General features: G+C 73.3%; 20 protein-coding genes and 2 riboswitches. Of the genes, 7 read left to right on the top strand and 13 right to left on the bottom strand.

From position 1 onward, the window contains the following. Positions 1-54 precede the first annotated feature (54 nt). The 3 genes from pabB to CKY47_RS30870 all read right to left on the bottom strand — a co-directional run bounded on the left by pabB (position 55) and on the right by CKY47_RS30870 (position 3,585). Entirely contained in the window at positions 55-2,088 is a 2,034-nt protein-coding gene (gene pabB / locus CKY47_RS30880) for an aminodeoxychorismate synthase component I (RefSeq protein ID WP_306749852.1), read from the bottom strand. A 79-nt stretch (positions 2,089-2,167) separates the two neighbouring features. Continuing rightward, on the bottom strand, positions 2,168-3,085 hold the full coding sequence (locus tag CKY47_RS30875) for a hypothetical protein (protein ID WP_306749851.1): 918 nt from the start codon (positions 3,083-3,085) through the stop codon (positions 2,168-2,170). Beyond that, on the bottom strand, positions 3,082-3,585 hold the full coding sequence (locus CKY47_RS30870) for a SigE family RNA polymerase sigma factor (RefSeq protein WP_306749850.1): 504 nt from the start codon (positions 3,583-3,585) through the stop codon (positions 3,082-3,084). The genes CKY47_RS30875 and CKY47_RS30870 overlap by 4 nt, the downstream gene beginning before the upstream one ends. A 112-nt stretch (positions 3,586-3,697) precedes the next feature. On the opposite strand from CKY47_RS30870, the gene CKY47_RS30865 reads away from it, so the two are divergent. The 4 genes from CKY47_RS30865 (at position 3,698) to CKY47_RS30850 (ending at position 7,536) form a co-directional block, all read left to right on the top strand. Further along, positions 3,698-4,948, top strand: a complete 1,251-nt coding sequence (locus CKY47_RS30865; protein ID WP_306749849.1) for a metallophosphoesterase — start codon at positions 3,698-3,700, stop codon at positions 4,946-4,948. 95 nt (positions 4,949-5,043) lie between these two features. Further along, positions 5,044-6,216 carry a type III PLP-dependent enzyme gene (locus tag CKY47_RS30860; RefSeq protein ID WP_306749848.1) on the top strand — a complete coding sequence of 391 codons (1,173 nt, stop codon included), beginning with the start codon at positions 5,044-5,046 and terminating at the stop codon, positions 6,214-6,216. A gap of 49 nt (positions 6,217-6,265) precedes the next feature. Then, complete coding sequence (gene speD, locus CKY47_RS30855) at positions 6,266-6,676, top strand: adenosylmethionine decarboxylase (protein ID WP_306749847.1); 411 nt, start codon at positions 6,266-6,268, stop codon at positions 6,674-6,676. Between the two features lie 23 nt (positions 6,677-6,699). Then, positions 6,700-7,536 carry a spermidine synthase gene (locus CKY47_RS30850; RefSeq protein ID WP_442638274.1) on the top strand — a complete coding sequence of 279 codons (837 nt, stop codon included), beginning with the start codon at positions 6,700-6,702 and terminating at the stop codon, positions 7,534-7,536. A gap of 75 nt (positions 7,537-7,611) precedes the next feature. Here the strand turns inward: CKY47_RS30850 and CKY47_RS30845 are convergent, their stop codons facing one another. Beyond that, a complete protein-coding gene (locus tag CKY47_RS30845) occupies positions 7,612-9,681 on the bottom strand; it encodes a S9 family peptidase (RefSeq protein ID WP_306749845.1) in 2,070 nt (689 codons plus the stop codon). 104 nt (positions 9,682-9,785) lie between these two features. Here CKY47_RS30845 and CKY47_RS30840 point away from each other — a divergent pair, with 104 nt between their 5' ends. Further along, complete coding sequence (locus CKY47_RS30840; RefSeq protein ID WP_306749844.1) at positions 9,786-10,454, top strand: COG4315 family predicted lipoprotein; 669 nt, start codon at positions 9,786-9,788, stop codon at positions 10,452-10,454. A 206-nt stretch (positions 10,455-10,660) separates the two neighbouring features. On the opposite strand, the gene glyA is transcribed toward CKY47_RS30840, so the two are convergent. From glyA to CKY47_RS30800, 8 genes are all read right to left on the bottom strand, one after another. Continuing rightward, positions 10,661-11,926, bottom strand: a complete 1,266-nt coding sequence (glyA, locus tag CKY47_RS30835) for a serine hydroxymethyltransferase (protein WP_306749843.1) — start codon at positions 11,924-11,926, stop codon at positions 10,661-10,663. A 42-nt stretch (positions 11,927-11,968) separates the two neighbouring features. Then, the gene (gcvT, locus tag CKY47_RS30830; RefSeq protein ID WP_371320764.1) at positions 11,969-13,072 is read right to left on the bottom strand and encodes a glycine cleavage system aminomethyltransferase GcvT; all 1,104 of its coding nucleotides are present in this window, start codon (positions 13,070-13,072) and stop codon (positions 11,969-11,971) included. Positions 13,073-13,188: 116 nt separating this feature from the next. After that, positions 13,189-13,274, bottom strand: a riboswitch (glycine riboswitch). 4 nt (positions 13,275-13,278) lie between these two features. Next, positions 13,279-13,369, bottom strand: a riboswitch (glycine riboswitch). Between the two features lie 66 nt (positions 13,370-13,435). After that, the gene (locus CKY47_RS30825; RefSeq protein WP_306749842.1) at positions 13,436-13,738 is read right to left on the bottom strand and encodes a DUF3817 domain-containing protein; all 303 of its coding nucleotides are present in this window, start codon (positions 13,736-13,738) and stop codon (positions 13,436-13,438) included. Between the two features lie 15 nt (positions 13,739-13,753). Next, positions 13,754-14,143 (bottom strand): hypothetical protein, encoded by a 390-nt coding sequence (locus CKY47_RS30820; protein ID WP_306749841.1) that lies wholly within the window; start codon positions 14,141-14,143, stop codon positions 13,754-13,756. Between the two features lie 123 nt (positions 14,144-14,266). After that, positions 14,267-14,752, bottom strand: a complete 486-nt coding sequence (locus tag CKY47_RS30815) for a helix-turn-helix transcriptional regulator (protein WP_306749840.1) — start codon at positions 14,750-14,752, stop codon at positions 14,267-14,269. A gap of 203 nt (positions 14,753-14,955) precedes the next feature. Further along, a complete protein-coding gene (locus CKY47_RS30810; RefSeq protein ID WP_306749839.1) occupies positions 14,956-15,117 on the bottom strand; it encodes a hypothetical protein in 162 nt (53 codons plus the stop codon). Between the two features lie 403 nt (positions 15,118-15,520). Then, on the bottom strand, positions 15,521-16,645 hold the full coding sequence (locus CKY47_RS30805) for a CaiB/BaiF CoA transferase family protein (RefSeq protein WP_306749838.1): 1,125 nt from the start codon (positions 16,643-16,645) through the stop codon (positions 15,521-15,523). Between the two features lies 1 nt (position 16,646). Continuing rightward, entirely contained in the window at positions 16,647-17,795 is a 1,149-nt protein-coding gene (locus tag CKY47_RS30800) for an acyl-CoA dehydrogenase family protein (RefSeq protein ID WP_306749837.1), read from the bottom strand. A 193-nt stretch (positions 17,796-17,988) separates the two neighbouring features. Between CKY47_RS30800 and CKY47_RS30795 the strand changes: the two genes are divergently transcribed. After that, complete coding sequence (locus CKY47_RS30795) at positions 17,989-19,191, top strand: acetyl-CoA C-acetyltransferase (protein ID WP_306749836.1); 1,203 nt, start codon at positions 17,989-17,991, stop codon at positions 19,189-19,191. Then, the gene (locus tag CKY47_RS30790) at positions 19,191-21,251 is read left to right on the top strand and encodes a 3-hydroxyacyl-CoA dehydrogenase NAD-binding domain-containing protein (RefSeq protein ID WP_306749835.1); all 2,061 of its coding nucleotides are present in this window, start codon (positions 19,191-19,193) and stop codon (positions 21,249-21,251) included. Before CKY47_RS30795 ends, CKY47_RS30790 begins: the two co-directional genes overlap by 1 nt. A 150-nt stretch (positions 21,252-21,401) precedes the next feature. On the opposite strand, the gene CKY47_RS30785 is transcribed toward CKY47_RS30790, so the two are convergent. Beyond that, positions 21,402-24,800, bottom strand: coding sequence for a phosphodiester glycosidase family protein (locus CKY47_RS30785; RefSeq protein ID WP_306749834.1), 3,399 nt, complete (start codon positions 24,798-24,800; stop codon positions 21,402-21,404). Positions 24,801-24,815: the final 15 nt, after the last annotated feature.

The following is a 24,815-nucleotide window of genomic DNA, read 5'->3' as shown; positions in this document are numbered from 1 at the left end:
ACCGTTTCCCCTGCGGTCGGCCACGGCTCACCGCAGGGGAAAACGCAGGTCACGTCATGCGCGGTCGGGGAAGCCCGTGCCGAGCAGCCTGAGCAGGGCGGTCGCCTTCACGGCGGTCTCCTCGAATTCCTCCGCGGGGTCTGACAGCGCGATGACAGCGCCGCCGACGCCGAAACTCACCTTGTCCCGGTCCACCACCAGCGTCCTGATGACGATGCTGAAGTCGGCCGTTCCCGACAGGGAGAAGTATCCGAGCGCCCCGGAGTAGACCCCCCGGGCCCCGGCTTCCAGCCCGTCGATGATCTGCATTGTCCGGATCTTGGGGGCGCCGGTCATCGACCCGCCCGGGAACGCCGCCCTAACGGCCGCGGTGGCGGAAGTGCCGGAACGCAGTCTCGCCCGAACCGTGCTGACGAGCTGGTGCACGGTCGCGTAGCTCTCCACCTCGAAGATCCTGGGCACCTCGACGCTGCCGACTTCAGCGCAATGGCCCAGATCATTGCGCACGAGGTCCACGATCATGAGGTTCTCGGCGCGGTCCTTCGCGCTGGTCGCCAAGGCCCTCCGCAAAGCGAGGTCCCCCTCCGGCGTGCGGCCGCGCGGTCGCGTCCCCTTGATTGGTTCGGATTCGACGACACCCTGTCGGTCGACCCGGATGAACCGCTCGGGTGAAGTGCTGAGCACGGAGAGCGCACCGAAACGGAGCAGTGCGCCGAACGGGGCAGGGCTTTCCGCGCGGAGGAACCGGTAGGCGTCCCACGGGTCGACGGCGCCCCGCCACGTGACGGTGTTCGTCAGGCACACCTCGTAGCTCTCGCCGGCCGTGATGGCCCCCTGGCAGGCCGCGATGAGCTCCAGGTACCGGGTGCGGCCGTGCCGGGCCTGCGCGGAGTCCCCGCGGGGCCTCGCGGGAACACGCCCGGCGGGCACGTCGGCGGGCGCCGGGAAATCGCGCAGGAATGCCTCCGTTCGGTCCAACCAGCCGTCCTCGTCGCTCAACGCGAGCAGGTGGCAGCACCGGGATTCGTGGTCGAAAACGACCGCCCGGTCGGCGAACACGAATGCCGCGTCGGGCTGCTCCGAACGGTGGGCGGCCTCACCGCCGCATTCGGCCTTCAGTTCGTAGCCGAGGTAGCCCACCCAACCGAGGGCGAAGTCGAACGGCACGTCGGGCTGCTCCACCCGCCACGCCGCCAGGTCGGCCTCCAGCCAGTCCAGGAACGGCCCGGGGCGCACCACCCCGTCGACGGTCACCTCGCCGGCCCCCACGTCGTAGGTGGCCACCCTGGCGAGCGGGCCGGAGGCGTCGCCCATGACGGAGAACCGGCCCCGACCGCCGGGCAGGCTGCTGTCGAGCCAGAACGCGTCCGCGGAGTCCCCGTACAGGGCCGCGAACACCGCTTCGGGCGACGGGTGGGCCTCGACCCGCCGCACCAGCACGGAACGGCCCGGGGCCGCGACGGGGGCCACCGGGGCGGGGGCCACCGGGGGCGCGACGGCCGGTTCGACGGCGGACGCCGACGTGAGGTCGCGGAAGTTCGCGAGGAGATCGCGGCCGTGCGCGGTGCACACCGACTCCGGGTGGAACTGCACGCCCCACCGCGGGCGGGTCCGGTGCCGCACGGCCATCAGCACGCCGTCCGACACCGACCACGCGACCGGTTCGAGGGACGCGGGCAGGTCGGAGACGGCCAGCGAGTGGTAGCGGACGACGGCCAGCGGCGACGGCAGGCCCGCGAAGAGGTCGACACCGGTGTGCCGGACGTGGTCGACGACGCCGTGCCGGGGCGTGACCAGGCCCACGGACGCGCCCTCCGCGAGGCACAGGGCCTGGTGGCCGAGGCAGACGCCGAGCAGCGGCACGTCGGCGTGCTCGACGACGGCGCCGCCCAGGCCGAGGTCGGTGGCGCGCTGCGGCCGACCGGGGCCGGGGCCGATCAGCACGTTGTCGAACGAGGACAGGTCGGACAGCCGGAACCGCGGGTCGTCGTTGGCGACGACGACCGGGTCCCGCCCGTTCACCTCCGCCAGGAACTGGAAGAGGTTGAAGGTGAACGAGTCGTGGTTGTCGATGAGCAGGGTCCGCATGGCGACCAGGACGGTACCCGCCGGGACACCCGGACGGACGAACCCGGGAGGCCGGGCGCACCGGCCCCCCGGGACGTGCTCAGTCCAGGTGGAACGCGGGGTCCACGGCGATCCCGGCGAGCTGCTGCGGGGTCAGCAGCGGCTCGGTGAGCGCGGGCCCCCTGGCCACCGGGTGGCGGCGGGACTGGGCGACGACCACGAGCGTGCCGTCGGCGTGCCGGTGGAACGCGGCCTGCTCGTAGTCGGTGGGACCGGCGTCCAGGGCGGTGACCACGGGCACGTCCGCGCCGCCGACCCGAACGACGTCGCACCGCCCGTCGCCCCGCACCGGGTACGGCTCGTCGATCGCCGGTCCGCACCCCGGCAGGTCCCGCACCCGGCTGTTGCCCCTGGTCTCGACCTGCACCAGCACCCTGGCCACGCCGGCGGCGGCGCCGGACGGGGAGACCGGGGCCTCGATCAGGTACTCCCAGACCTGGAGGTCGCCGGCGTAGTCGACGAACTGGGCCTGGGTGCGCGGCGCGGCGCCGCCCCTCTCCTGCGTGATCGAGCCGACGGGCAGCGCCCCGGCGAGGGCGTCCACCAGGCCGCTGCCCTTGGCGGCCCGCGGCCCGCTGGTCGCGGTCCGGTCGGTCTGCCCGTCCGGCCACGAGGGCGCGCTCCCCCGGCTGGTCGGGGCGGCCGTGCCGGTCGTCGTCGGCATCACCGTCGTCGTCACCGTGGTCGGCGGCACCGTCGTGGTCGCCGTCACCGTCGGCGTGCCCGGCTGTGACGCGCCCACCTCCGCCGACCCGCCTCCCGCGTGGCTCGGCAGCAGGGTCGCGCCGACCGCGATGCCCACCACGGCGAGCCCGGCGACACCGGCGCCCCAGGTCGTCTTGCGCCTGCGGTCGGCGCGGCGTGCCGCGCCCAGCGCGGTCCGCGGGTCCATCGGCGGCGGCGGGCTGCTCGCCACCACGGCGTCGTGCAACGCCTTCCTCAGCTCCTGCTCGTTCATCGCACCTTCGCTCCCTGTTCCGGGTTCACCAAGCCGCGCAGCGTCTGCAGCCCCCGCGCGGCCTGGCTCTTGACGGTTCCTTCCGAACAACCCAGCACCCTGGCGGTCTGCTCGACCGACAGGTCCTCCCAGTACCGCAGCACGAGGACGGCGCGCTGCCTGGGCGGGACGCCCGCCAGCGCCGCGAGCAGCACCAGCCGGTCCTCCGCCGAACCGGTCGACGCGGCCGGCACGTCGGCGGGCGCCTCGCTCACCCGCTCCTTGCGGAACCAGCCCCGGCGCAGCTCGGACACGAAGGTCCGCACCAGGGTCTGCCGGGCGTAGGCGTCGAGTGCGTCGTGCCGGGTGATCCGCCGCCAGGCCACGTACAGCTTGGTGAACGTGGTCTGCACCAGGTCCTCGGCGCGGTGCCAGTCGCCGCACAGCAGGTACGCCGTGCCGCGCAGGGCGTCGGACCGCGCCGCGAAGTACTCCGCGAACGCGGTGTCCCGATCACTCATTCGTCCTCCCCATCCCGCGGTACGGGGTAGTCACGCCGCCGGGCGGCCGGGGGGTTGCACGCCTGGTCCGGGACTCGTGGAAACTGGAGGGCACACCCCTGGAGGCACCGCGTTGTTCTTCTTCCTGCTGCTCTCGGTCGTGATGGCCGCGGCCCACTACTACATCTGGAAGCGGGTGGTGCGGGACACCACCCGCCCCGGCCGCGGGCGCCGGGTCGGCACGGTCGCGGTGGTGTTCCTGCTGCTGCTGGTGGTCGGGGCGCTCGGCCTCCAGCGCGCGGGCGGGTTCGGCCGGGTCGTGGCGTGGCCCGGGTTCCTCTGGCTGGCGGGCGTGTTCTACCTGACGGTGCTGCTCGGGCTGCTGGAGGTCCCCCGGCTGGTGCTGCTGCGGCGGGCGCGGCGCGGCCGGGTGCCGGCGACCGTCGGGGCGCCGCACACGACGCCGGGCGTGACGCCGGACACCGCGGTCGACGCCGGGGAGGTCCCGCCCGACCCGGTGCCCGAGGCGCCGGAGGTGGACGAGGGGCGGCGGCTGTTCCTGGCCCGGTCGCTGGCGGTCGCGGGCGGCGTGGCCGCGGCGGGCATCGTCACCTACGGGGCGACGCGGGCGCTGGGCGACCCCGTGGTCAAGCGCGTGCCCGTGACCCTGGGCAAGCTCGACCCGCGGCTGTCGGGCTACCGGATCGCGGTGGTCAGCGACATCCACCTGGGTCCGCTGCTCGGCCGCTCGCACACCGAGCGGATCGTGCGGATGATCAACGAGCAGCAGGTGGACCTGGTGGCGATCGTCGGCGACCTCGTGGACGGCTCGGTGGAGGAGCTGGGCGAGGCGGCGGCTCCGCTGCGCGACCTGGTGAGCACGCACGGCAGCTTCTTCGTCACCGGCAACCACGAGTACTACTCGGGGGCGGAGCAGTGGATCGCCGAGGTCGAGCGACTCGGGGTCAACGCGCTGCGCAACGAGCGGTTGACGATCGAGCGGGCCGGGGCGACGTTCGACCTCGCGGGCGTGAACGACGTCAACGGCGCGAGCTTCGACGACGCCCCCGACTTCGCCCGCGCCCTCGACGGGCGTGACACGAGCACGCCGGTGGTGCTGCTGGCGCACCAGCCGGTGCAGGTGCGCGAGGCGGCCGGGCACGGCGTGGACCTCCAGCTGTCGGGGCACACGCACGGCGGGCAGATGTTCCCGTTCCACCTGGCGGTCGGCCTCCAGCAGCCGGTGCGCAGCGGCCTGGAGACGATCGACGGCACCCAGGTCTACACGTCGAACGGCGCCGGGTTCTGGGGTCCGCCGGTGCGCGTGGGCGCGCCGCCGGACATCTCCGTCGTGGAGCTGCGTCACAACTTCGCCGGCCGGTAGCGCTTTTTCCGCCCTCTGCGCGTACCGTGGACCGCCGTGCCCGAAGACGGTCAGACCGTGCCTGAACACGGTCTCGGAGGGGGACCCCTAGCGAGATGACGAAGAGCTTTGCCGACGACAACCGGCTACACGAGGCAACAGCTCGTATTCGTCGTTTCCTGGACCACGACCGACCGGACACGCCGTGCCTGGTCATCGACCTGCCCACGGTCCGCGACCGGTTCACCGCGATCCGCGAGGCCCTGCCGCGGGTGGCGGTCTTCTACGCGGTGAAGGCGAACCCGGCGCCCGAGGTCGTCGAACTGCTGGCCGCCGAGGGGTCCTGCTTCGACGTCGCCAGCCCCGCCGAGATCGACCTGTGCCTGGCGCGCGGCGCCGCACCCGGCGCGATCTCCTACAGCAACCCGATCAAGAAGGCCCGCGACATCGCGTACGCGTTCGGGCGCGGGGTGCGGCTGTTCGTCTCCGACAGCGAGCAGGACGTGCGCGCGGTCGCCGAGCACGCGCCCGGCTCGTCGGTGCTGCTGCGCATCGTGGTGGAGAGCCGGGGGTCGACCTACCCGTTCGGCAAGAAGTTCGGCTGCGCGCCGGAGATGGCGGCCGACCTGCTGCGGCTGGCCGCCGAACTGGGCCTCACGCCGCTGGGCGTGGCGTTCCACGCGGGGTCGCAGCAGCTGGACCCGACCGGCTGGGACGGCGCGATCGCCGACGCCGCCGAGGTCGTGCTGAAGCTGCGCGCCGAGGGCCTGCCGGTGACGACGCTGAACCTGGGCGGCGGCCTGCCCGCCGCGTACCTGGAGCGGCCGCCCGCGCCGGCCGAGTACGGCGCCGCGATCACCGCCGCGATCGAGCGGCACTTCGGCGACTTCACGCCCCGCGTGATGATCGAACCGGGTCGTGCCGTGGTCGCCGAGTCGGGGCTGATCCGCTCCGAGGTCGTGCTGGTGGCGAAGAAGTCCTACTCGGACGAGCAGCGCTGGGTGTTCCTCGACGTGGGCCGCTACGGCGGTCTCGCGGAGACCGAGGGCGAGGCCATCGCCTACCCGCTGGAGACGTCGCGGGACGGCGGGCCGACCGGTCCCGTGGTGATCGCCGGGCCGACGTGCGACGCCGACGACGTGCTGTACCAGCACACCGTCTACGAACTGCCGCTGGACCTGCGCGCGGGCGACTTCGTCGACCTGCTGCGCGCGGGCGCCTACACGGCCAGCTACTCCTCCGTGGCCTTCAACGGCTTCCCCCCGTTGGCCACCCACTGCGTGCGGTGAGCACGCCCTCGCGCCGCTCCACCCCTTCTGAAGATGTTTGGAGTGATTGATGTCCGGACTCCCGTGCGAATCCGAGCCGGTCGGCTTGTTCGCAGGACAGCACGTGCTCGCCGAGTTGGAAGGCGTGAGCCCGGAACTGCTCGACGACGAGCAGTTCCTCAAGCACGCGCTCGGTGAAGCGCTGACCCAGGCTGATGCCACGGTGTTGGAGGTGGTCTCCAAGCAGTTCGAGCCGCAAGGGGTCACCGTGCTGGCCCTGTTGTCGGAGTCGCACGCGTCCATCCACACCTATCCGGAGGTCGGAGCGGTGTTCGTGGACGTGTTCACCTGCGGCACGCGCGCCAAACCCGCGCTCGCGGTGCAGCTCCTGGCGGAAGCGCTGGGTGCCGTGTCGGCACGGACGGACATGATCAGCCGGGGGCACCGCGTCCCCGCGCTCGTCGGTGAGGAGAAGTCGTGACCCGGGAAACCGCGACCGGTGAGGTGATCCGCGAGCCGCTGGCCGCCGGGATGACCAGGCACTGGGAGGTCGACGAGGTCGTGGTCGACGCGAAGACCGAGTTCCAGCACCTGGTGATCGCCCGCACCGCCCAGGGGTTGTCGCTGTTCTGCGACGACGACCGGCAGAGCACCGAGTTCAGCCAGCTGACCTACCACGAGGCGCTGATGGTCCCGGCGCTGCTGCTGGCCGACCGGGTCGAGCGGGTGCTCGTCATCGGGTCGAGCGAGGGCGTGGTGTGCCGGATGGCGGTGGAGGCCGGCGCGTCGGTGGTCGACCACATCGACATCGACGAGCAGGCCGTGAAGCTGTGCGCCGAGCACCTGCCCTACGGGTACACGCCGGAGGAGCTGGCCGCCGCCGAGCGCGGCGAGGGCCCGGTCCGCGTGCGCTACATCGACGGCTACGAGTACATCCGCACCACCTCCGAGCGCTACGACATCGTCCTGGTGGACCTGCCGGACGAGCGCGAGGAGGAGGCGCAGCACAACCGCCTGTACGGCGCGGAGTTCCTGGCCCTGTGCAAGGCGCTGCTCACCCCGGGCGGCGTCGTGGTGTCCCAGGCGGGCTGCCAGACGATGTGGCGCAACACCACGCTGGTCCGCATGTGGCAGCGGTTCAACGAGGTGTTCGACACGGTCGCGTACTACGGCTCGGACGAGCACGAGTGGGCGTACCTGTTCGGGCGCGCCGACGAGGTGGCCGACCCGACGGCGCTGATGGTCGAGCGCCTGCCGGCCTGCGGCTACCGGCCGGAGTCGATCGACGACCTGGCGCTGGTGGGCAACTCGATCCCGCCCTACCGGGTGCGCAACTCCTGAGCGCACGACCGGGGGGCCGTTCCGCCGCGCGGGACGGCCCCCCGGTCCTGTGGCACCGGTCGTGTGGCGCCCCGGTCAGGCCAGGGCGGTGCGCAGGAAGTCGACCTGGAGCAGCAGCAGGTTCTCCGCCACCTGCTCCTGCGGGGTCATGTGGGTGACGCCCGACAGCGGCAGCACGGTGTGCGGGCGGCCGGCGGCGAGCAGCGCGCTGGACAGCCGCAGGGTGTGCGCGGCCACGACGTTGTCGTCGGCCAGGCCGTGCACGATCATCAGCGGGCGCTCCAGCTTCGGGGCGTCGGCGATGAGCGAGTTGGCCTCGTACACCTCGGGCTTCTCGTCCGGGTGGCCCAGGTATCGCTCGGTGTAGTGGGTGTCGTAGAGGCTCCAGTCGGTGACCGGGGCGCCCGCGATGCCCGCGTGGAAGACGTCCGGGCGGCGCAGCACGGCCAGCGCGGCCAGGTAGCCGCCGTAGGACCAGCCGCGGATCGCCACCCGGGTCAGGTCGAGGTCGGGGTGGTCGGCGGCCACCGCGTGCAGGGCGTCCACCTGGTCGTCGAGGGTGGCGCCGGCGAAGTCGAACGCGATGTCGCGCTCCCACGCCGGCCCGCGGCCCGGGGTGCCCCGGCCGTCCACGACGAGCACCGCGAACCCCTGGTCCGCCAGCCACTGCGAGGTGAGGTAGGCGTTGCGGGCGGCCACGACGCGCTGCGCGTGCGGCCCGCCGTACGGGTCGAGCAGCACCGGCAGCTTCGTGCCCGGCACGTGGTCGCGCGGGAGCAGCAGCGCGGCGCGCAGGTCCCGTTCGCCGGCGGTCAGCAGGGTGACGCGCGGCGTGAGCCCCGGTTCCTCGGCGTGGTTGGCGATCACGCCGCCGGTCGACGTGGTCACCTTCACGCCGAAGTGGTCCAGGCCCGAGGAGGCCAGCAGCAGCACGCCGCCGCCGCGGACCGCGCCGTGCACGCCGTCCTCGGTGGACAGTCGGCGGACGTCGTCCGCCGTCACCAGGAACACGTGCGTCCGCGTCGGATCGTCGGTGGAGGCGGTGACGAGCACGCCGTCCTCCCCCGCGTCGAGCACCGAGCGCACCTGGAAGCCGTCCGGCGTCCACGGCCGGTCGCCGACGACCAGCCGGTTCGCGCCGTCCACCGGCAGCACGCGCAGCAGCTCGCCGGCCGGCGTCCAGCGCGGCGAGCCGGGCACCAGCTCCAGCCAGTGCGGGTCGGTGTCGTCGGCCAGCACCTCGGTGGCGCCGGTCGCCGGGTCCACCGCCAGCACCAGGACGCGCCGCTGGTCGCGGGACTGGACCTGGATCAGCGGCCTGCCGTGCGAGGACCACACCGCCGTGTTCAGGTACGGGAACGCCTCGCGGTCCCACTCGACGTCCACCCGGCCGTCGCCGTCGGTGGCCAGGAACGACGCGGTGACGGTGGCGTTGGGCGTGCCCGCCGCCGGGTAGGCGATCTCGGTGGCCGGGGTGGCGGGGTTGGCGGGGTCGGCGATGTACCAGCGCCGGACCGGGGCGTTGTCGACGCGGGCGGCCAGGACGCGCGCGCCGTCCGGGGAGAACCAGTAGCCCCGGTAGCGGTGCATCTCCTCGGCGGCGATGAACTCGGCCAGGCCCCACGTGACGTCGTCGCCGTCCGGTGCGGCGACGACCCGGTCCGCGCCGGTCGCCAGGTCCACGACGTGCAGCGCGCCGTCCGCCACGTACCCGACGCGGCGGCCGGTCGGGTCCAGGCGGGGGTCGACGACCGCGCCCTCGGCGGGCAGCTCGCGCACCGCCCCGGTGGCCAGCCCGACCACGAACAGCCGGCCGGAGAGCGCGAACACCGCCTGCCGCGCGTCGGCGTCCGTCGAGTAGCCGACGATGCCCGCGGCCTGCTCGCGGGTGCGCTCGCGCCGGGCCCGCTCCTCGGGGGGCAGGTCCTCGGGGTCGGTCAGCAGGGTCGCCGGGTCGACCAGCAGCGCCTCGGTCCCCGCCGTCGTGTCGAACTTCCACAGGCCGTTCGCCCGGCCGGCGGCCGAGGCGGTGCGCAGGAAGTACACCGCCGAGCCGTCGGGTGCGACGGTGAACGTCCGGGGTGCCCCGAGGGTGAACCGCTGGGTGCGCGCGTGCCGGCGCGGGAAGGAGGTCTCGTTGCCCACCCGGACACCCTAGGCGACCCCTGTCTTGGCGCGGTGGTGAACCGACGCCGTGACGGGGCCGTAATCGTCGTTGGAGCGATTGACGGACCGAGGAGGAGTTGAGTGTGATCCGACGAAACCGCGTCGCCATCGCCGTAGCGGGCGGCCTGGCGGCCGTGCTCGCACTGGTCATGTGGACGTCCGACACCACCGTGCTGCGGGGCACGAACGTCGCGCAGACCGAGCAGGTGGGCGCCGCGGCCCAGGGCGACTACGGCGACGTCCAGGAGCCCCTGGCCCCTCCCACCAGCGAGGAAGCGGTGGCCGAGGACGAGGCGGCGGACGACCCGGCCGCCGGTGCGCCGGAGGGCCAGGCCGCGCCCGCGCCGTCGGGTCCCCGGATCACCCTGGTGGGCAAGAGCGTCCCGAAGATGGGCGACGTCGTGCAGGACGGCGACGGCCGCACGCTGTACCGGTTCGACAAGGACACCGCGAAGCCGGCGGCGAAGTCGAACTGCGAGGACCAGTGCGCGGTGACCTGGCCGCCGCTGCTGTCCAACGGCAACACCCCCGCGCTGCAGGGCGTCGACCCGGCGCTCGTGTCGACGGTCGAGCGCGCGGACGGCTCGGAGCAGGTCACCCTCGACGGCTGGCCGCTCTACACCTACGCGAAGGACGAGGCCCCCGGCCAGTGGAAGGGGCAGGGCGTGGGCGGCACCTGGTTCGTGGTGCAGCCCGACGGGAAGCGCAACGTCGAGTGCCTGCCGCCGGGGGTGACCGCCCCGGCAGCCTGAGCCGCCGTCCACTGTGGAACGCCCTGATCCCCCGGCCCGGGGTTGGCCGGGGGATCAGGGCGTGGTGCAGCGGGTGTGCCGCGGCGCGCCTCAGAGGACGCGCACGGCCTCGTCGAGGTCCAGGCGCGGGTTGCCGGGCCGGTGGCCCGATTCGTCGGCGTGGCCGATGTTCACGCCCACCAGCGGCTGCCGCGCGGTGCGCGTCGTCACAGGTCCGGGTAGAGCGGGTGCTTGGCCGCCAGCACCTCGACTCGCGCCCGCAGGTCGGCCAGGTCCGGCGACGCCTGGAGCGCGGCGGCGATGATCTCGGCCACCTCGGCGAAGTCCGCCGCGCCGAAGCCGCGGGTGGCCAGCGCGGGCGTGCCGATGCGCAGGCCGGACGTCACCATCGGCGGGCGCGGGTCGTTCGGCACCGCGTTGCGGTTCACCGTGATGCCCACCTCGTGCAGCCGGTCCTCCGCCTGCTTGCCGTCCAGCTCCGAGGCCACCAGGTCGACCAGCACCAGGTGCACGTCCGTGCCGCCGGTGAGCACCTTCACGCCCGCCGCCGCCGCGTCGGGGCGCGACAGGCGCTCGGCGAGGATCTTCGCGCCCTCGACGGTGCGGCGCTGCCGGTCGGCGAACTCGGGCGACGCGGCGTGCTTGAACGCCACCGCCTTGCCCGCGATCACGTGCTCCAGCGGACCGCCCTGCTGACCGGGGAACACCGCCGAGTTGATCTTCTTGGCGAGGTCGGCCTCGTTGGTCAGGATCACGCCGCCGCGCGGACCGCCGAGCGTCTTGTGCGTGGTCGTGGTCACGACGTGCGCGTGCGGCACCGGGCTCGGGTGCAGGCCCGCCGCCACCAGGCCGGCGAAGTGCGCCATGTCGACCATCAGGTACGCGCCCACCGAGTCGGCGATGCGGCGGAACTCGGCGAAGTCCAGCTGCCGCGGGTACGCCGACCAGCCGGCCACGATCAGCTTCGGCTTCGCCTCCTGCGCCAGCCGCTCGACCTCGGCCATGTCGACCCGGCCGTCGTCCTCCGACACGTGGTAGGGCACGACGTTGTAGAGCTTGCCGGAGAAGTTGATCCGCATGCCGTGCGTCAGGTGCCCGCCGTGCGCCAGGTCAAGGCCCAGGATCGTGTCGCCGGGCTGGAGCAGGGCGAACATCGCGCACGCGTTGGCCTGCGCGCCCGAGTGCGGCTGCACGTTGGCGAAGCCCGCGCCGAACAGCCCCTTGACCCGCTCGATCGCCAGCCGCTCGATGACGTCGACGTTCTCGCAGCCGCCGTAGTAGCGCCGGCCCGGGTAGCCCTCGGCGTACTTGTTGGTCAGCACCGAGCCCTGCGCCTGGAGCACCGACACCGGCGTGAAGTTCTCCGAGGCGATCATCTCCAGCGTGCTCTGCTGCCGGTGCAGCTCGGCGGCGACGGCGTCCGCGACCTCCGGGTCGAACTCCGCGAGGGAGGTGTTGAAGTGCTCGGACATGGGATCTCTCTCCTGTCGGCTGTGCCCTGTCGGGTGGGGCACCTATCGGGTGGGACGCTTGTAGAACGGCAGTGCCACGACCTCGACGGGCTCGTGCTTGCCGCGGATGTCGACGGACAGCTCGGTGCCGGGCTCGGTGTGCCCGACGGCCACGTAGGCCATCGCCACCGAGTAGCCCAGGGTCGGCGACAGCGCGCCGCTGGTCACCTCGCCGATCGGCGTGCCCGCCGCGTCCAGCACGGGGTAGCCGTGGCGCGGCGCGCGGCGGGAGGCGGTCTTCAGGCCGACCAGGACCTGGTCGGCGCCTTTCTCCGCGGTGGCGGCCAGGGCGTCGCGGCCCACGAAGTCGCCCGGCTTGTCGAGCTTGACGACGCGGCCGAGGTTGGCGTGGAACGGGGTGCGACCGCGGCCCAGCTCGTTGCCATACAGCGGCATCCCGGCCTCCAGCCGCAGGGTGTCGCGGCAGCCGAGGCCGGCGGGCTTGAGGTCGTGCTCCCGACCCGCCTCCAGCAGCGCCCCCCACACGTGCGCGGCGTCGTCCGGCGCGGTGAACAGCTCGAAGCCGTCCTCGCCGGTGTAGCCGGTGCGGGCGAGCAGCACGGGCCTGCCGGCCACCTCGGTCGGGTAGGAGGCGTAGTACTTCACCCCGGCCAGGTCGGTCGGGGTGAGGCCCGCCAGGATGTCGGTGGACCGCGGCCCCTGCACGGCGAGCAGCGCGTAGTCGGTGGAGCGGTCCTCGACGGTGGTGTCGAAGCCCCCCGCCCGCTCGACCAGCGCCTCGAACACGACGTCCGCGTTGGACGCGTTGGCCACGACCAGGTACTCCTGGTCACCCGTGCGGTAGACGATCAGGTCGTCGACGACGCCGCCGTCGGCCTCGCAGATCATCGTGTACCGGGCGCGGCCCACGCCGATCGCCGACGCGTGGCCCACCAGGGCGTGGTCCAGCGCGGCGCCCGCCCCGGGACCGGTCAGCACGATCTCGCCCATGTGCGTCAGGTCGAACAGGCCCGCCGAGGTGCGCACCGCGTGGTGCTCGGCCAACTCGCTGGCGTAGCGCAGCGGCATCCGCCAGCCCGCGAAGTCGGTGAACAGGGCGCCCAGGGCCTCGTGCTCGGCGTGCAGGGGCGTGCGTCGGCTTTCCATCAGGCGGGGTCCTCCCAGGGAGCGGGCATGCCGGTAGCGCCGACCGGTCGGGTCGGCGGGCACGGGTGAAGGATGACACGGTCCATCGGAGACTCCTCGTCTGAGCGAGCCTCCCCCTCTGTCATGGGCCTGAGAGCTTCGCCGCTGCGGGTGAGCGGCTTGCACCGTGGGCGAGGCGCGGTGGCGCGCCTGCTTTCCAGAGTCGCCTTCGTCGGGCGGTAGCTGTGCCTGAGAGATTCCGGGGAGGAGTTGCTCCTTCGGCGCCCCGACTGGTGGGGACTCTCCCGCTCGACATCGACGGCCGTGTTCAGTTGGTACCGCCAGACGCTAGATGTGCCTGGTAGTCGGGGTCAACCCGGTGCGTCACAGGGCTTTCTCGGCCCGGACGCTCTCCACGACCTTGCGCTCGGCGTAGAACGACACGAACGGGATCGTGCCGGCGAGCAGGACCAGGACCGTGGCCTTGATCGACCAGCGGGCCTTGAGCGCCAGGTCGACGGTGAGCACCAGGTAGATGGCGTAGAGGAAGCCGTGCACGGGGCCGACGACGCGCATCATGGTCTCGGTGCCGCCCGCGTACTTGGCGATCATGGCGACCACGAGCAGCAGCAGGCCGACGCCGACCACGTAAGCCATGAACCGGAACCTGGTCAACGCGCCGCTCATCGCCCTACCTTCGCCTCACCGCTGGTCCCGCGCGTGGAGCTCGGCGAGCATGCGGTTGTAGGCCGCCAGCTCGTCGTCCCCGTCGTGCGCGGGTGTCCTGACGGGTTCAACGGTAACGACCGGCTTCGGCGGCTCGGCCACCGGCTCCCGGGTGCCGCCGTCGGCGGCGGCCTCGGCCTCCTCGGCCCGGCGACGGGCGTCCAACCTGCGGATGCGCCACACCATGAACGCCGGGAACAGGCCGAACAGGGGCCACTGGAACACGTAGCCGAGGTTCTGGAAGCTGCCGCCCGCCTGGGAGAACCGCTCCCACTGCCAGTAGGCGAGGCCGCAGCACACGACGAGCGCGGCCACGCAGACGGCGGCGATGGCGACGCGCTGGGGGGTGACGAGGCGGCCGTGCACACCTCAAGGGTACTTCGTGCGAGCTGAGAACCCCTCGGGCCGGGGCTCCCGCGCGGGAGCCCGCCCCTCACCGGGCGTTGGGCCCCTCGACCACAGGAGCCCGCCCCGACTCGTCGATCCGACTCAGGCCACGCCGTCCCGGCGTTGCCTCTGCAACCTGGCCACGCACCAGGCCGCCGCACTGCCCCGACGCAGGTGCTGGAGCACCGTCATCGGGCCGAGGCGACGACCGAGGTCGGCGGGCGTGAGCCCGGCCGCCCGGTAGTCCAGAGCGCGCTGGTCCAACGGGCTGATGCCCGCGTCCCACCACTGCTCCGCCTCGGACAGGTCGCCCACCAGCTGCCAGTAGCTGGCGGCGGCCGCGAGGAGGACCTCGGGCACCTCGGGCGCCCGCTTCCTCATCGCCACCACGTACGCGGGGTCCGCGGACTCGACCCTCATCAGGCCGCGGTTCCCGCCGTTCGCCCGCTGCACCGGGATGCCCGGGGACGGCGGGGCTTCCGCGAGCCACGCGTCCTTGATCCGGTTCACCTCCTGCAGCTCGGCGTCGTCCGAGCGCTCAGCCGCCCACTGCCGCAGCAGCTCGTCGACTCCGGAGTCCTCGACCATTCTGCCTCCTCGTCGGTCGAAGATCAGCCAATGCGACGCACCGTATTAGCGGGTACCGACAACCGCTAGACCCAGCTTTGTCAAAAACCCTGTTACCAGCGCGTTATAGCCCTCATTCCACCCGGACGGTGCAACGTCGCCCGCCCAATGTCACTCCCGGTGACCGCATTGAGCGGAGTTCCGCGGGCGGCCCGCGGCGACGGCTAGGCGAAGAGGCTGCGGACGAAGGTGATGATCGACTCGGCGCCCGACTGGAGCCACCCGAGCGCGGTCTTCACCGCGTCGGCCGACTCGTTGGGCTGGGTGACGAGCAGGAACAGCACCAGCGCGACCGCCGCCAGCGTCACCACCTTCTTGACGTTCACTGATCGGTCTCCGTCCGTTCACAGGGCAGGGCCCGGCGGTCGCCGTACCCGTCACGTCACCGGCCATGGTCCCTCATTCACCCGGACGATGAGCGCCCAACCCGCCGACGTCCCCCGACCGGCCGCTCCGAGGTCCGCTTGACCACGCATGGGCAGCGGCTGGCGTCACCCGATCGGACTATCAAGGGGACCAGCGGTCCCGCCGATCACCTAGATACGGGCAGTCGCCCATCCCCCGGCACGGACACCGAGGTTCAACGACATCGTCACACCCGCACAGCACATCACCTGATTGCGCCGACGCACGCACCCAGCGTGACAAAGGCCGATGTCGGCCGACGGTAATTCTCCAGTACCTCTTCAGGTGATTTCACGCGTTCATTTCCCGGTCACCCGGCCGCCTTCAGGCGACCACGCCCGCCGAACGCAGCGCCGCCACCTCGTCACCGGTGAGCCCCAACCCGGCCAGCACCTCGTCGGTGTCCGCGCCGGTGGTGGGCGGCGCGGTCGGCTCACCCGCCGGGGTCCGGTCGAAGCGCGGCGCGGGCGCGGGCTGCGGAACGCCGCCGACCTCGACGAACGTCCCGCGTTCCGCGTTGTGCCCGTGCGCCGGCGCCTCGCCGGGGGCCAGCACGGGTGCCAGGCAGGCGTCCGTGCCCTCCGCCAGCGCCGCCCACTCGTCCCTGGTCCGGGTGGCGATCGCCGACGCGATGCGCGCGCGCAGCTCGGGCCAGCGGGCCGGGTCGCGGCGGTCGGGCGCGTCCGCCAGGTCCAGCAGGGCGACCAGTTCGGCGTAGAACTTCTCCTCCAGCGCGCCGACGCTCACGTACCGCCCGTCGGAGGCCTCGTACACGTCGTAGAACGGCGCGCCGCCGTCCAGCAGGTTCCCGCCCCGCCCGCCGGACCACGCCCCCGCCGACGACATGCCGTGCAGGAACGTCGTCAGCAGCGCCGCGCCGTCGACCATCGCCGCGTCCACGACCTGGCCCCGCCCGGAGCGCTCCCGCTCGTAGAGGGCCGCCAGCAGGCCCAGCGCCAGCAGCAGCCCGCCGCCGCCGAAGTCGCCCACCAGGTTCAGCGGCACGGTCGGCGGCTGACCGGGCCGTCCGATCGGCTCCAGCGCGCCGGCCACGGCGATGTAGTTGATGTCGTGCCCGGCGCGGTCGGCCAGCGGACCGGACTGGCCCCAGCCGGTCATCCGCCCGTAGACGAGCCGGGGGTTGCGGGCCAGGCACTGCGCCGGCCCGATGCCCAGCCGCTCGGTGACGCCCGGCCGGAAGCCCTCGACCAGCACGTCGGACTCCGCGACGAGCCGCAGCACCAGCTCCGCGCCCTCGGGCCGCCGGACGTCCACGCCGATCGAGCGGCGACCGCGACCGAGGACGTCGCCGGGCACGGCCGGCGCGGCGCCCACCCGGTCGACGCGCACCACGGACGCGCCGAGGTCGGCCAGCACCATGCAGCCGAACGGCGCGGGCGCGAGGCCGGCCAGCTCGACGACCTTCAGCCCTTCCAGGGGTCCCGGCATGTCAGAGGGACCTCGCGATGATTTCCTTCATGATCTCGTTCGTCCCGCCGTAGATCTTCTGCACGCGCGCGTCCGCCCACGCGCGCGCGATCGGGTACTCGGTCATGTAGCCGTAGCCGCCGAACAGCTGCACGCACTCGTCCACGACCCGGCACAGCCGCTCGGTCGACCACCACTTGGCCATGGCCGCGGTGGGCACGTCGAGCTCGCCCGCGAGGTGCGCCTCGACGCACTCGTCGACGAACGCCCTGGTCACGCGGGCCTCGGTGGCGCACTCGGCGAGCGTGAAGCGGGTGTTCTGGAACTTGATCAGCTCGCGGCCGAACGCGGTGCGGTCCTTGACGTAGTCCAGGGTGAGGGCGACGGCGGCCTCGATGCCCGCGATCGACGCCACCGCGATGATCAGCCGCTCCTGCGGGAGCTGCTGCATGAGCTGGATGAAGCCCTGCCCCTCGCCGGTGCCGAGCAGGTTGTCGGCGGGCACGCGGACGTCGTCGAAGAACAGCTCGGCGGTGTCCTGGCCCTTCAGGCCGATCTTGTCGAGCACCCGGCCGCGGCGGAAGCCCGGCGCGGCGGCGGTCTCCACGACCAGCAGCGAGATGCCGGTGGCGCCCTGCGACGGGTCGGTCTTGGCGACCACCACGACCAGGTCGGCCTGCGCGCCGTTGGTGATGAACGTCTTGGAGCCGCTGATCACGTACTCGTCGCCGTGCCGCAGCGCCCGCGTCCTGATGTTCTGGAGGTCGGAACCGCCGCCGGGCTCGGACATGGCGATGGCGCCGACGTACTCGCCGGAGGCCATCTTCGGCAGCCAGCGCCTCTTCTGCTCCTCGGTGCCGTAGGAGGCGAGGTAGTGGGCGACGATGCCGCTGTGCACGCTGTTGCCCCACGCGCTGTCGCCGCACCGGGCCTGCTCCTCCAGCAGCACGGCCTCGTGCGCGAACGTGCCGCCGCCCCCGCCGTACTCCTCGGGGATGGACAGGCACAGCAGGCCCAGCTCCCCGGCCTTGTGCCAGAAGCCCCGGTCCACCTGCTTCTGCGCCGCCCAGCGCTCCTGGTGGGGGACGGCCTCCTTCTCGAAGAAGGTCCGGGCCAGCCCGCGCAGCTGGTCCAGGTCGTCGGTCATCCATGCGGAACGGCGAGTCGGCATGCCCCGACGGTGCCACCGACGGCGTTCCGGCGCCATGACCGCCGCCGCCACGGTGAGCGCCGATCGTGAGCGCAAATGTCATGGAGGCGTGCGGCGCACGACCGCTCATGACCGCGATGGCGCGCGTGGTGAGCTGATAAGTCACCTCGTGCGGTCATGGGCGCGGGCGGCGCGGCACCTTACCGTGGAGTACATGAGCGAAGCCTTGATCTTCGACGCGGTGCGCACACCGCGTGGCAGGGGAAAGCGCGGTTCGCTGCACAGCGTCAAGCCGATCACCCTCGCCTCCGGGGTGCTCGACGCGCTGGCGCGGCGCAACGACCTGGACACCTCGGCGGTGGACGACGTGGTGTTCGGCGTCGTGTCACCGGTCGGCGAGCAGGGCGCGGACATCGCCCGCACGGCGGTGCTGGCCGCCGGCTGGGACCTGCGGCCCGCGGGCGTGCAGCTCAACCGGTTCTGCGCGTCCGGTCTGGAGTCGGTCAACCTCGCCGCGGCGAAGGTGGCGTCCGGGTTCGAGGACCTGGTGGTGGCGGGCGGCGTCGAGTCGATGTCGCGGGTGCCGATGGGCTCCGACGGCGGCGCGTGGATGGCCGACCCGGAGACCAACATGGCGGTGAACTTCGTGCCGCAGGGCGTGAGCGCCGACCTGATCGCCACCCTGGAGGGCTTCGGCCGCGAGGACGTGGACGCCTACGCGCTGCGCTCGCAGCAGCGGGCGGCGCTGGCCCGCGACAAGGGCTACTTCGACCGGTCGCTCGTGGCGGTCGTCGACCGGAACGGCTCGATCGTGCTCGACCACGACGAGGCGATCCGCCCGGAGACGACGCTGGAGGGCCTGGCCGAGCTCAAGCCGTCCTTCGCGTTCCACGGCGACCTGGGCTTCGACGCCGTCGCGATCGACCGCTACCCCACCGTGGAGCGGATCGACCACGTCCACACGCCGGGCAACTCGTCGCAGATCGTGGACGGCGCGGCGGCCATGCTGATCGGCAACGCGCGGATCGGCGAGGACCTGGGCCTCACGCCCCGCGCGCGGATCATCGCCACCGCCGTCGTCGGCACCGAGCCCACGATCATGCTCACCGGTCCGGCCCCGGCGGCGCGCAAGGCGCTGGACAAGGCGCGGCTGGCCGTCGAGGACATCGACCTGTTCGAGGTCAACGAGGCGTTCTCGTCGGTCGTGCTGAGGTTCCAGCGGGAGCTGGACCTGCCCGACGACAAGGTCAACGTCAACGGCGGCGCCATCGCCCTGGGCCACCCGCTGGGCGCCACCGGCTGCATGATCCTGGGCACCCTGCTCGACGAGCTGGAGCGCCGGGACCTGCGCCGGGGCCTCGCCACGCTGTGCGTGGGCGGCGGCATGGGCATCGCGACGATCATCGAGAGGGTCTGATGGCCATCCACTTCGAGCGGGACGACGAGGGCATCGTCACCCTCACGATGGACATGTCGGGTTCGGCGAACGTGATGAACGCCGAGTACCACGAGGCCATGGGCGAGACCGTCGCCCGGCTGGAGGCCGAGCGGGACCACATCACGGGCGTCGTGCTGACCTCGGCGAAGAAGACGTTCTTCGCGGGCGGCGACCTCAACCTCCTCATCCGGATCACGCCCGAGAACGCGAGCGAGGCGCTCGGGTTCCTGGAGGAGGTCAAGGCCCAGCTGCGGCGGCTGGAACGGCTCGGCAAGCCGGTCGTCGCGGCGATCAACGGCTCCGCGCTGGGCGGCGGGTTCGAGATCGCGCTGGCGTGCCACCACCGGGTCGCGCTGGACGACGACCGGATCAGGATCGGCCTGCCCGAGGCGACGCTGGGCCTGCTGCCCGGTGGCGGCGGCGTGACCCGGGTGGTGCGGCTGCTGGGCGTGCAGCCCGCGTTGCCGCTGCTCATGGAGGGCAGGCAGCTGCGGCCCGCGCGGGCGTTGCAGGCCGGTCTGGTGCACGAGCTGGCCTCGACCCGCGAGGAGCTGGTCGAGAAGGCGCGGGCGTGGATCAGGGCCAACCCCGCGCCCGCGCAGCCGTGGGACGAGCCGGGCCACGGGGTGCCGGGCGTGCGGTTCGGCGACCCCGACCTGTACGGGCTGCTGGCCGCCGCCCCCGCCGTGCTGCGGAAGAAGACGCACGGCGCGTACCCGGCGCCGGAGAAGATCCTGGCCGCGGCCGTCGAGGGCGCGCAGGTGGACTTCGACACGGCGTTGCGGGTGGAGGCCCGGTACTTCGTGGAGCTGGCCACCGGCCAGGTCGCCAAGAACATGATCAACACCTTCTGGTTCCAGCTCAACGGGATCAACGCGGGCGGGTCGCGCCCCGCCGGGGTCGAGCGGTCGGCGGTGTCGAAGGTCGGCGTGCTCGGCGCGGGCATGATGGGCGCGGGCATCGCCGAGGTCAGCGCCAAGGCGGGCATCGAGGTCGTGCTCAAGGACGTGACGCTGGAGGCCGCGCGGCGCGGCGCCGGTGACACGCCGGGCATCACGCCGACCGACTCCGACGCCGACCTCGCGGGCTGCGACCTCGTCATCGAGGCCGTGTTCGAGAACCGCGAGCTGAAGAACCGGGTGCTGCCGGCGGCCGAGGCGGCGGCGCTGCCGGACGCGGTGATCGCGTCGAACACCTCCACGCTGCCGATCACCGGCCTGGCGTCCGCCGTGTCCGACCCGACCCGGTTCATCGGCCTGCACTTCTTCTCGCCGGTGCCGAAGATGCGGCTGGTGGAGATCATCCGCGGCGAGCGGACGTCGGACGAGACGCTGGCGCGGGCGTTCGACTACGTGCTGCGGATCGGCAAGACGCCGATCGTGGTCAACGACAGCCGCGGCTTCTACACGTCGCGGACGTTCGGCACGTACGTCACCGAGGCCGTGTCGATGGTCGCCGAGGGCGTGTCGCCCGCGCTGGTCGAGAACGTGGCCAAGCGGGCGGGCATGGCCGTGGGGCCGCTGGCCGTGTCGGACGAGGTGACGCTGACGCTCCAGCTCAAGATCCGGGACCAGGCGCTGGCCGACGACCCGGCGGCGGGCGCGCTGGGCGACCACCCGGCGTTCGCGGTGCTGGAGGAACTGGTCGCCGAGGGCCGCACCGGCAAGTCCGGCGGGGCGGGGTTCTACGAGTACCCGGAGGGCGGCAGGAAGTTCCTGTGGCCGGGGCTCTCGCGCTACGCCAAGGCGGACGCGGGCGTGACGGAGAAGGACGTCGAGGACCGCCTGCTGTTCATCCAGTCGCTGGAGACCCTGCGGTGCCTGGACGAGGGCGTGCTGACGTCGGTCGGCGACGCGAACGTCGGCAGCGTCTTCGGCTTCGGCTTCGCGCCGTGGAGCGGCGGCACGGTGCAGTTCGTCAACTCCTACGGCCTGACGAGCTTCGTCGAGCGCGCGGACTACCTGGCCGACACCTACGGCGAGCGCTTCCGCCCGCCGGCCTCCCTCCGCGACCGGGCCGCCACCGACACCCCCTACTGACCCGCGAGTCGTAAACCCACGCCCCGCGAGTCGTAAACCCAGCCCTCCGAGTTCCACGTTCGCGCACCGCGATCGATCACGAACATGGAACTCGGGGGGCTTGGACCTACGACTCGCGGGGCGCGAACTTACGACTCGCGGGGCTTGGGTTTACGACGCGTTGACGGTGGTGTGCCGGGTCGTGCCGTTCACGGTGACGGTGAGGGTGACCGTGGCCGGGCGCAGTGCGGTCAGGGTGCCGGTGCGCGGGTCCAGGTGGGCCGCGTGCCAGGGACGGAGGCCGGTCGGCGGGCCGACGTGCAGGTTCGGCGAGCCCGACCAGTCCGCGCTGACCGGGTGGTCCACCGGGACCTGGCGGGAGCCCTGGGTGACGGTGGCCGTGACCGGGACCGGCGCGCCCACGCGGACGACGGGCGGCGCGGTCAGGGTCAGCGCGTCCACGTGCGGGCGGACCTCGGCGGCGATCCAGTCGTCACCGGGGTGGCGCGCGCCGACGCCGAGCATGGTCCAGCCGGTGAACCCGCCGCGGCCCGCGTCACCGGCGGGGGCCTTGCCCGAGTTGCCGTTCACCAGGTACGGCACGCCGTCCACCCGCGAGGCGTGGAACAGGCCGACGTGCCCGCCGACGAACGCCGCGCCCTTGCCGGTGGTGCGCCGGAAGTCCGCCAGCCAGTCCTCCACCAGGTCGGCCTCCAGCCGGTCCGACAGCTGACTGCCCTTGGTCGGCGTCGGGTCGCGCGGCGGGTGGTGCTGCACCACGACGACCGAGCCGACCGCCGAGTGGTCGCGCAACGCCTCGCGCAGCAGCACGGCCTGCTCGAACCCGCCGCCGCGCAGGGTGCCGGTGGACGAGTCGAGCAGCACGAACCGCGTGCCCCGGTGGTCGAACACCCGGTGCGCGGCGCCGAACTCGCGGCGGAAGTTCTCGATCGTGCCCGGCCCCATGATCTCGTGGTTGCCGGGCGCGTAGTACCAGGGCAGCTCGTCGCCCAGCTCCTCGGTGAGCACGCGCCGGGCCAGCGCGAGGTCCTCGGGTGACGCCTCGTCGACGAAGTCGCCCGCGATCACCAGGAAGTCCGGTCGCTGCGCCTTGACCTCGCGCAGCGTGCGCCGCGCGGCCCGCACCAGGGCGCTGTCCGGGTCGCGCGCCACGAACTGCGCGTCCGACAGCACGGCGAACCGCCACGGCCGGTCGGCGACGGTGCCGTCCGCCACGACCAGCCGGTCCTCGACCGGCTCGGTGACGGGCAGCTCGACGCTCGGCGGCACCTTGGCCACGATGTCGTCCACGAGCACCTCCCCCGTGTACTGGCGGTCGGCGTTGATCTCGATCGTGTAGAACCTGTTCACCCGCACGGGGAACGCGAGCGCGGTGGGCACCGGCACCTCCAGGTACCGCCACCCCGTCCAGGTGATGTGCGGGCCGTACAGCGACCGGCTCTGGCCCGACGCGTCGGTGACGGTGAACGCCGTCCACTCGCCGCGGCCGTGGCCGTGGACCCACGCGCCGAGCGCCAGCGGCTGGCCGGGCACCTCGATCGGCGCGGGCGGGACGGCGTAGGCGGTGCGCGTGCCGGTCGACCGGGTGAAGTCGTAGGTCATCCGCAGGCCGGGACCGGTGCGCCCGGCGGCGGGTTCGACCGAGCCGGAGCCGCGGGCCGACCCGAACGTCCAGGACGCCCCGTCGTCGACCCCGGCGACGAGCCGCTCCTCCAGGCCGACGGTGACGGGCAGGCGCACCTCGTGCGCCCCGACGCGGGCCACGACCGTCGTGGCTCCCGGCGCGAGGGCGGTGACCGCCAGCCGGCCGTCCCGGGGCACCACCCGCACCACGGCCGGGTCGTGCTCCAGGACCAGGTCGGCGGGTTCGACCGGCGCGGTGAACCCGTCGCCGTCCCGGCCGACCACTCCGACCTCGCCGGTGGCGCCGACCTCGGGCAGGCTCAACCGCGCGGTCGTCGCGGACAGGCCCGCGAGCGGTCCCAGCACGGTCAGCGCGACCTCGCCGGACACGCCGCCGCGCCGCGCGACCGCGGTGGTCGTGCCGGGCCGGGAGGCGCGGAACACGCCGTCGCCGCCCACCCGGCCCACGTCGGGCCGCGTCGTGCGCCACTCGTGCCGCTCGTCGCGCGCCGGGCCGTAGGTCTCGTCGTACCCCTCGGCGACGAGCGGCCTGGTCAGGCCGGGGAAGACGCGGTCGGGCCGGCCGCCGGGGACGGTGCCGTCGCCGGGCGCGTCGCGCGGGTCGAGGGCGGTGCCCACCCGGAACCCGGTCAGCTCGCCGCTGCCCTCCGGCGCGTACAGGGCGAGCCCGTTGGGCACGGGCCGCTCGCCGCCCTCGGACGGGCTGTTCTCCACGCTCACCGACTCGGCGCCGGGCTCGCGCGCCAGCAGCGTCGACGAGCCGCCGCCGTCGAGGTTGAGCGCGTTGTGCGCCCCCATCTCCTTGAGCACCGAGGCGACGTCCCGGAGGCTCAGGCCCGGCTGGTACGCCGACTGGCGGCCGTCCACGGTGAGCAGGAACATCCGCTCGCCGGCGGCGTCGAAGCCGATTGCGGTGCGGGGGTTGAGCGGGTCGTCGGGCGCGACCACGACGCCGTTCTCGACCAGCAGCTGGTTGCCGCCGACGGCGGCGCGCAGGGCGGTGCCGTCGGCGGCCTTCGCGGTGTGCTCCAGGGCGACCCGCTCGCCCACCGCCAGGGTCTTGAGCACGTCGGCGCCCGCCTCGCGGCCGACGAGGGCGAAGCCGTCGGGCGGGACCGGGTCGTCGCCCGCGCGGTCGCGCAGCTCGGTCACGACGCCGCCCCGCACCACGACCTCGGTGACGCTCGTCGCGCCCCGCACGGCGCGCGCCCGGCTGTAGGAGCCCCACAGCGGGTCGAACACGCCGATCCCGCCGTTCCGGACGAGGACGTTGTTGAGCTGGTCGAGGCGGATGGACGTGCCGTCGGCGCGGGTGACGCGGCCGTCGAAGAGGACCTCCATCACGCGGCCGACGCCCGCCGCGTCCACCCCGGCGGCGCGGCGGTGGTCCGCGTCGGGCGACTTGACCGTGCGGCCGCCCTGGACGCCCACGCCCCGCGGCGCGTTGGAGTTGCCGATGTCGAAGAAGTCGCCGTTGACGGCGGCTACCGCGCGGGTCCGGTCCGCCTGGGCGGACAGCGGTTCGGCGGCCGAGACGGCGCCGGGGTGCAGGTAGTCGACGCGGGTTCCGGCGGTCAGGTCGACGGTCAGCGCGTCTCCCCGCACCCAGCCGCCCACGTCGCCGGGCTCGTACCAGTCGAAGGAGTCCAGGGTGACGCCGGGTGCGACCGGGCGGGTGCTGCGGGCGGTCTCGATCCGGCGGGCCGGGTCGACGGCGAGGGCGCGGCCGACCGGAGGTTCGAGCAGGTCCGGGGCGGACTCCGCCCGCGTCGACACCGGGGATGTCGGTGCCGGGGGTGTCGGCGCGGGTGGGGCCGGCGGTTCGGCGTGGGCGGCGGGCAGGGGCAGGAGGAGGGCCGCGACCAGGGAGGCGGCCACGGAAGCGGAGCGAGGACGTGGGGTCACGGGCACTCCCGCGGG

It is taken from the genome of Saccharothrix longispora, assembly GCF_030852425.1.
GTDB lineage: Bacteria > Actinomycetota > Actinomycetes > Mycobacteriales > Pseudonocardiaceae > Actinosynnema > Actinosynnema longispora.
Note: the sequence above shows the minus strand (reverse complement) of the source record. Positions and strands in the feature narration are given on the sequence as shown.

Coding starts and splice junctions, on each gene's coding strand:
- pabB (WP_306749852.1), bottom strand. CDS start 2,088: ATGCGGACCCTGCTCATCGACAACCACGACTCGTTCACCTTCAACCTC.
- CKY47_RS30875 (WP_306749851.1), bottom strand. CDS start 3,085: ATGAACGAGCAGGAGCTGAGGAAGGCGTTGCACGACGCCGTGGTGGCG.
- CKY47_RS30870 (WP_306749850.1), bottom strand. CDS start 3,585: ATGAGTGATCGGGACACCGCGTTCGCGGAGTACTTCGCGGCGCGGTCC.
- CKY47_RS30860 (WP_306749848.1), top strand. CDS start 5,044: ATGACGAAGAGCTTTGCCGACGACAACCGGCTACACGAGGCAACAGCT.
- speD (WP_306749847.1), top strand. CDS start 6,266: ATGTCCGGACTCCCGTGCGAATCCGAGCCGGTCGGCTTGTTCGCAGGA.
- glyA (WP_306749843.1), bottom strand. CDS start 11,926: ATGTCCGAGCACTTCAACACCTCCCTCGCGGAGTTCGACCCGGAGGTC.
- gcvT (WP_371320764.1), bottom strand. CDS start 13,072: ATGGAAAGCCGACGCACGCCCCTGCACGCCGAGCACGAGGCCCTGGGC.
- CKY47_RS30825 (WP_306749842.1), bottom strand. CDS start 13,738: ATGAGCGGCGCGTTGACCAGGTTCCGGTTCATGGCTTACGTGGTCGGC.
- CKY47_RS30815 (WP_306749840.1), bottom strand. CDS start 14,752: ATGGTCGAGGACTCCGGAGTCGACGAGCTGCTGCGGCAGTGGGCGGCT.
- CKY47_RS30805 (WP_306749838.1), bottom strand. CDS start 16,645: ATGCCGGGACCCCTGGAAGGGCTGAAGGTCGTCGAGCTGGCCGGCCTC.
- CKY47_RS30800 (WP_306749837.1), bottom strand. CDS start 17,795: ATGCCGACTCGCCGTTCCGCATGGATGACCGACGACCTGGACCAGCTG.
- CKY47_RS30795 (WP_306749836.1), top strand. CDS start 17,989: ATGAGCGAAGCCTTGATCTTCGACGCGGTGCGCACACCGCGTGGCAGG.
- CKY47_RS30790 (WP_306749835.1), top strand. CDS start 19,191: ATGGCCATCCACTTCGAGCGGGACGACGAGGGCATCGTCACCCTCACG.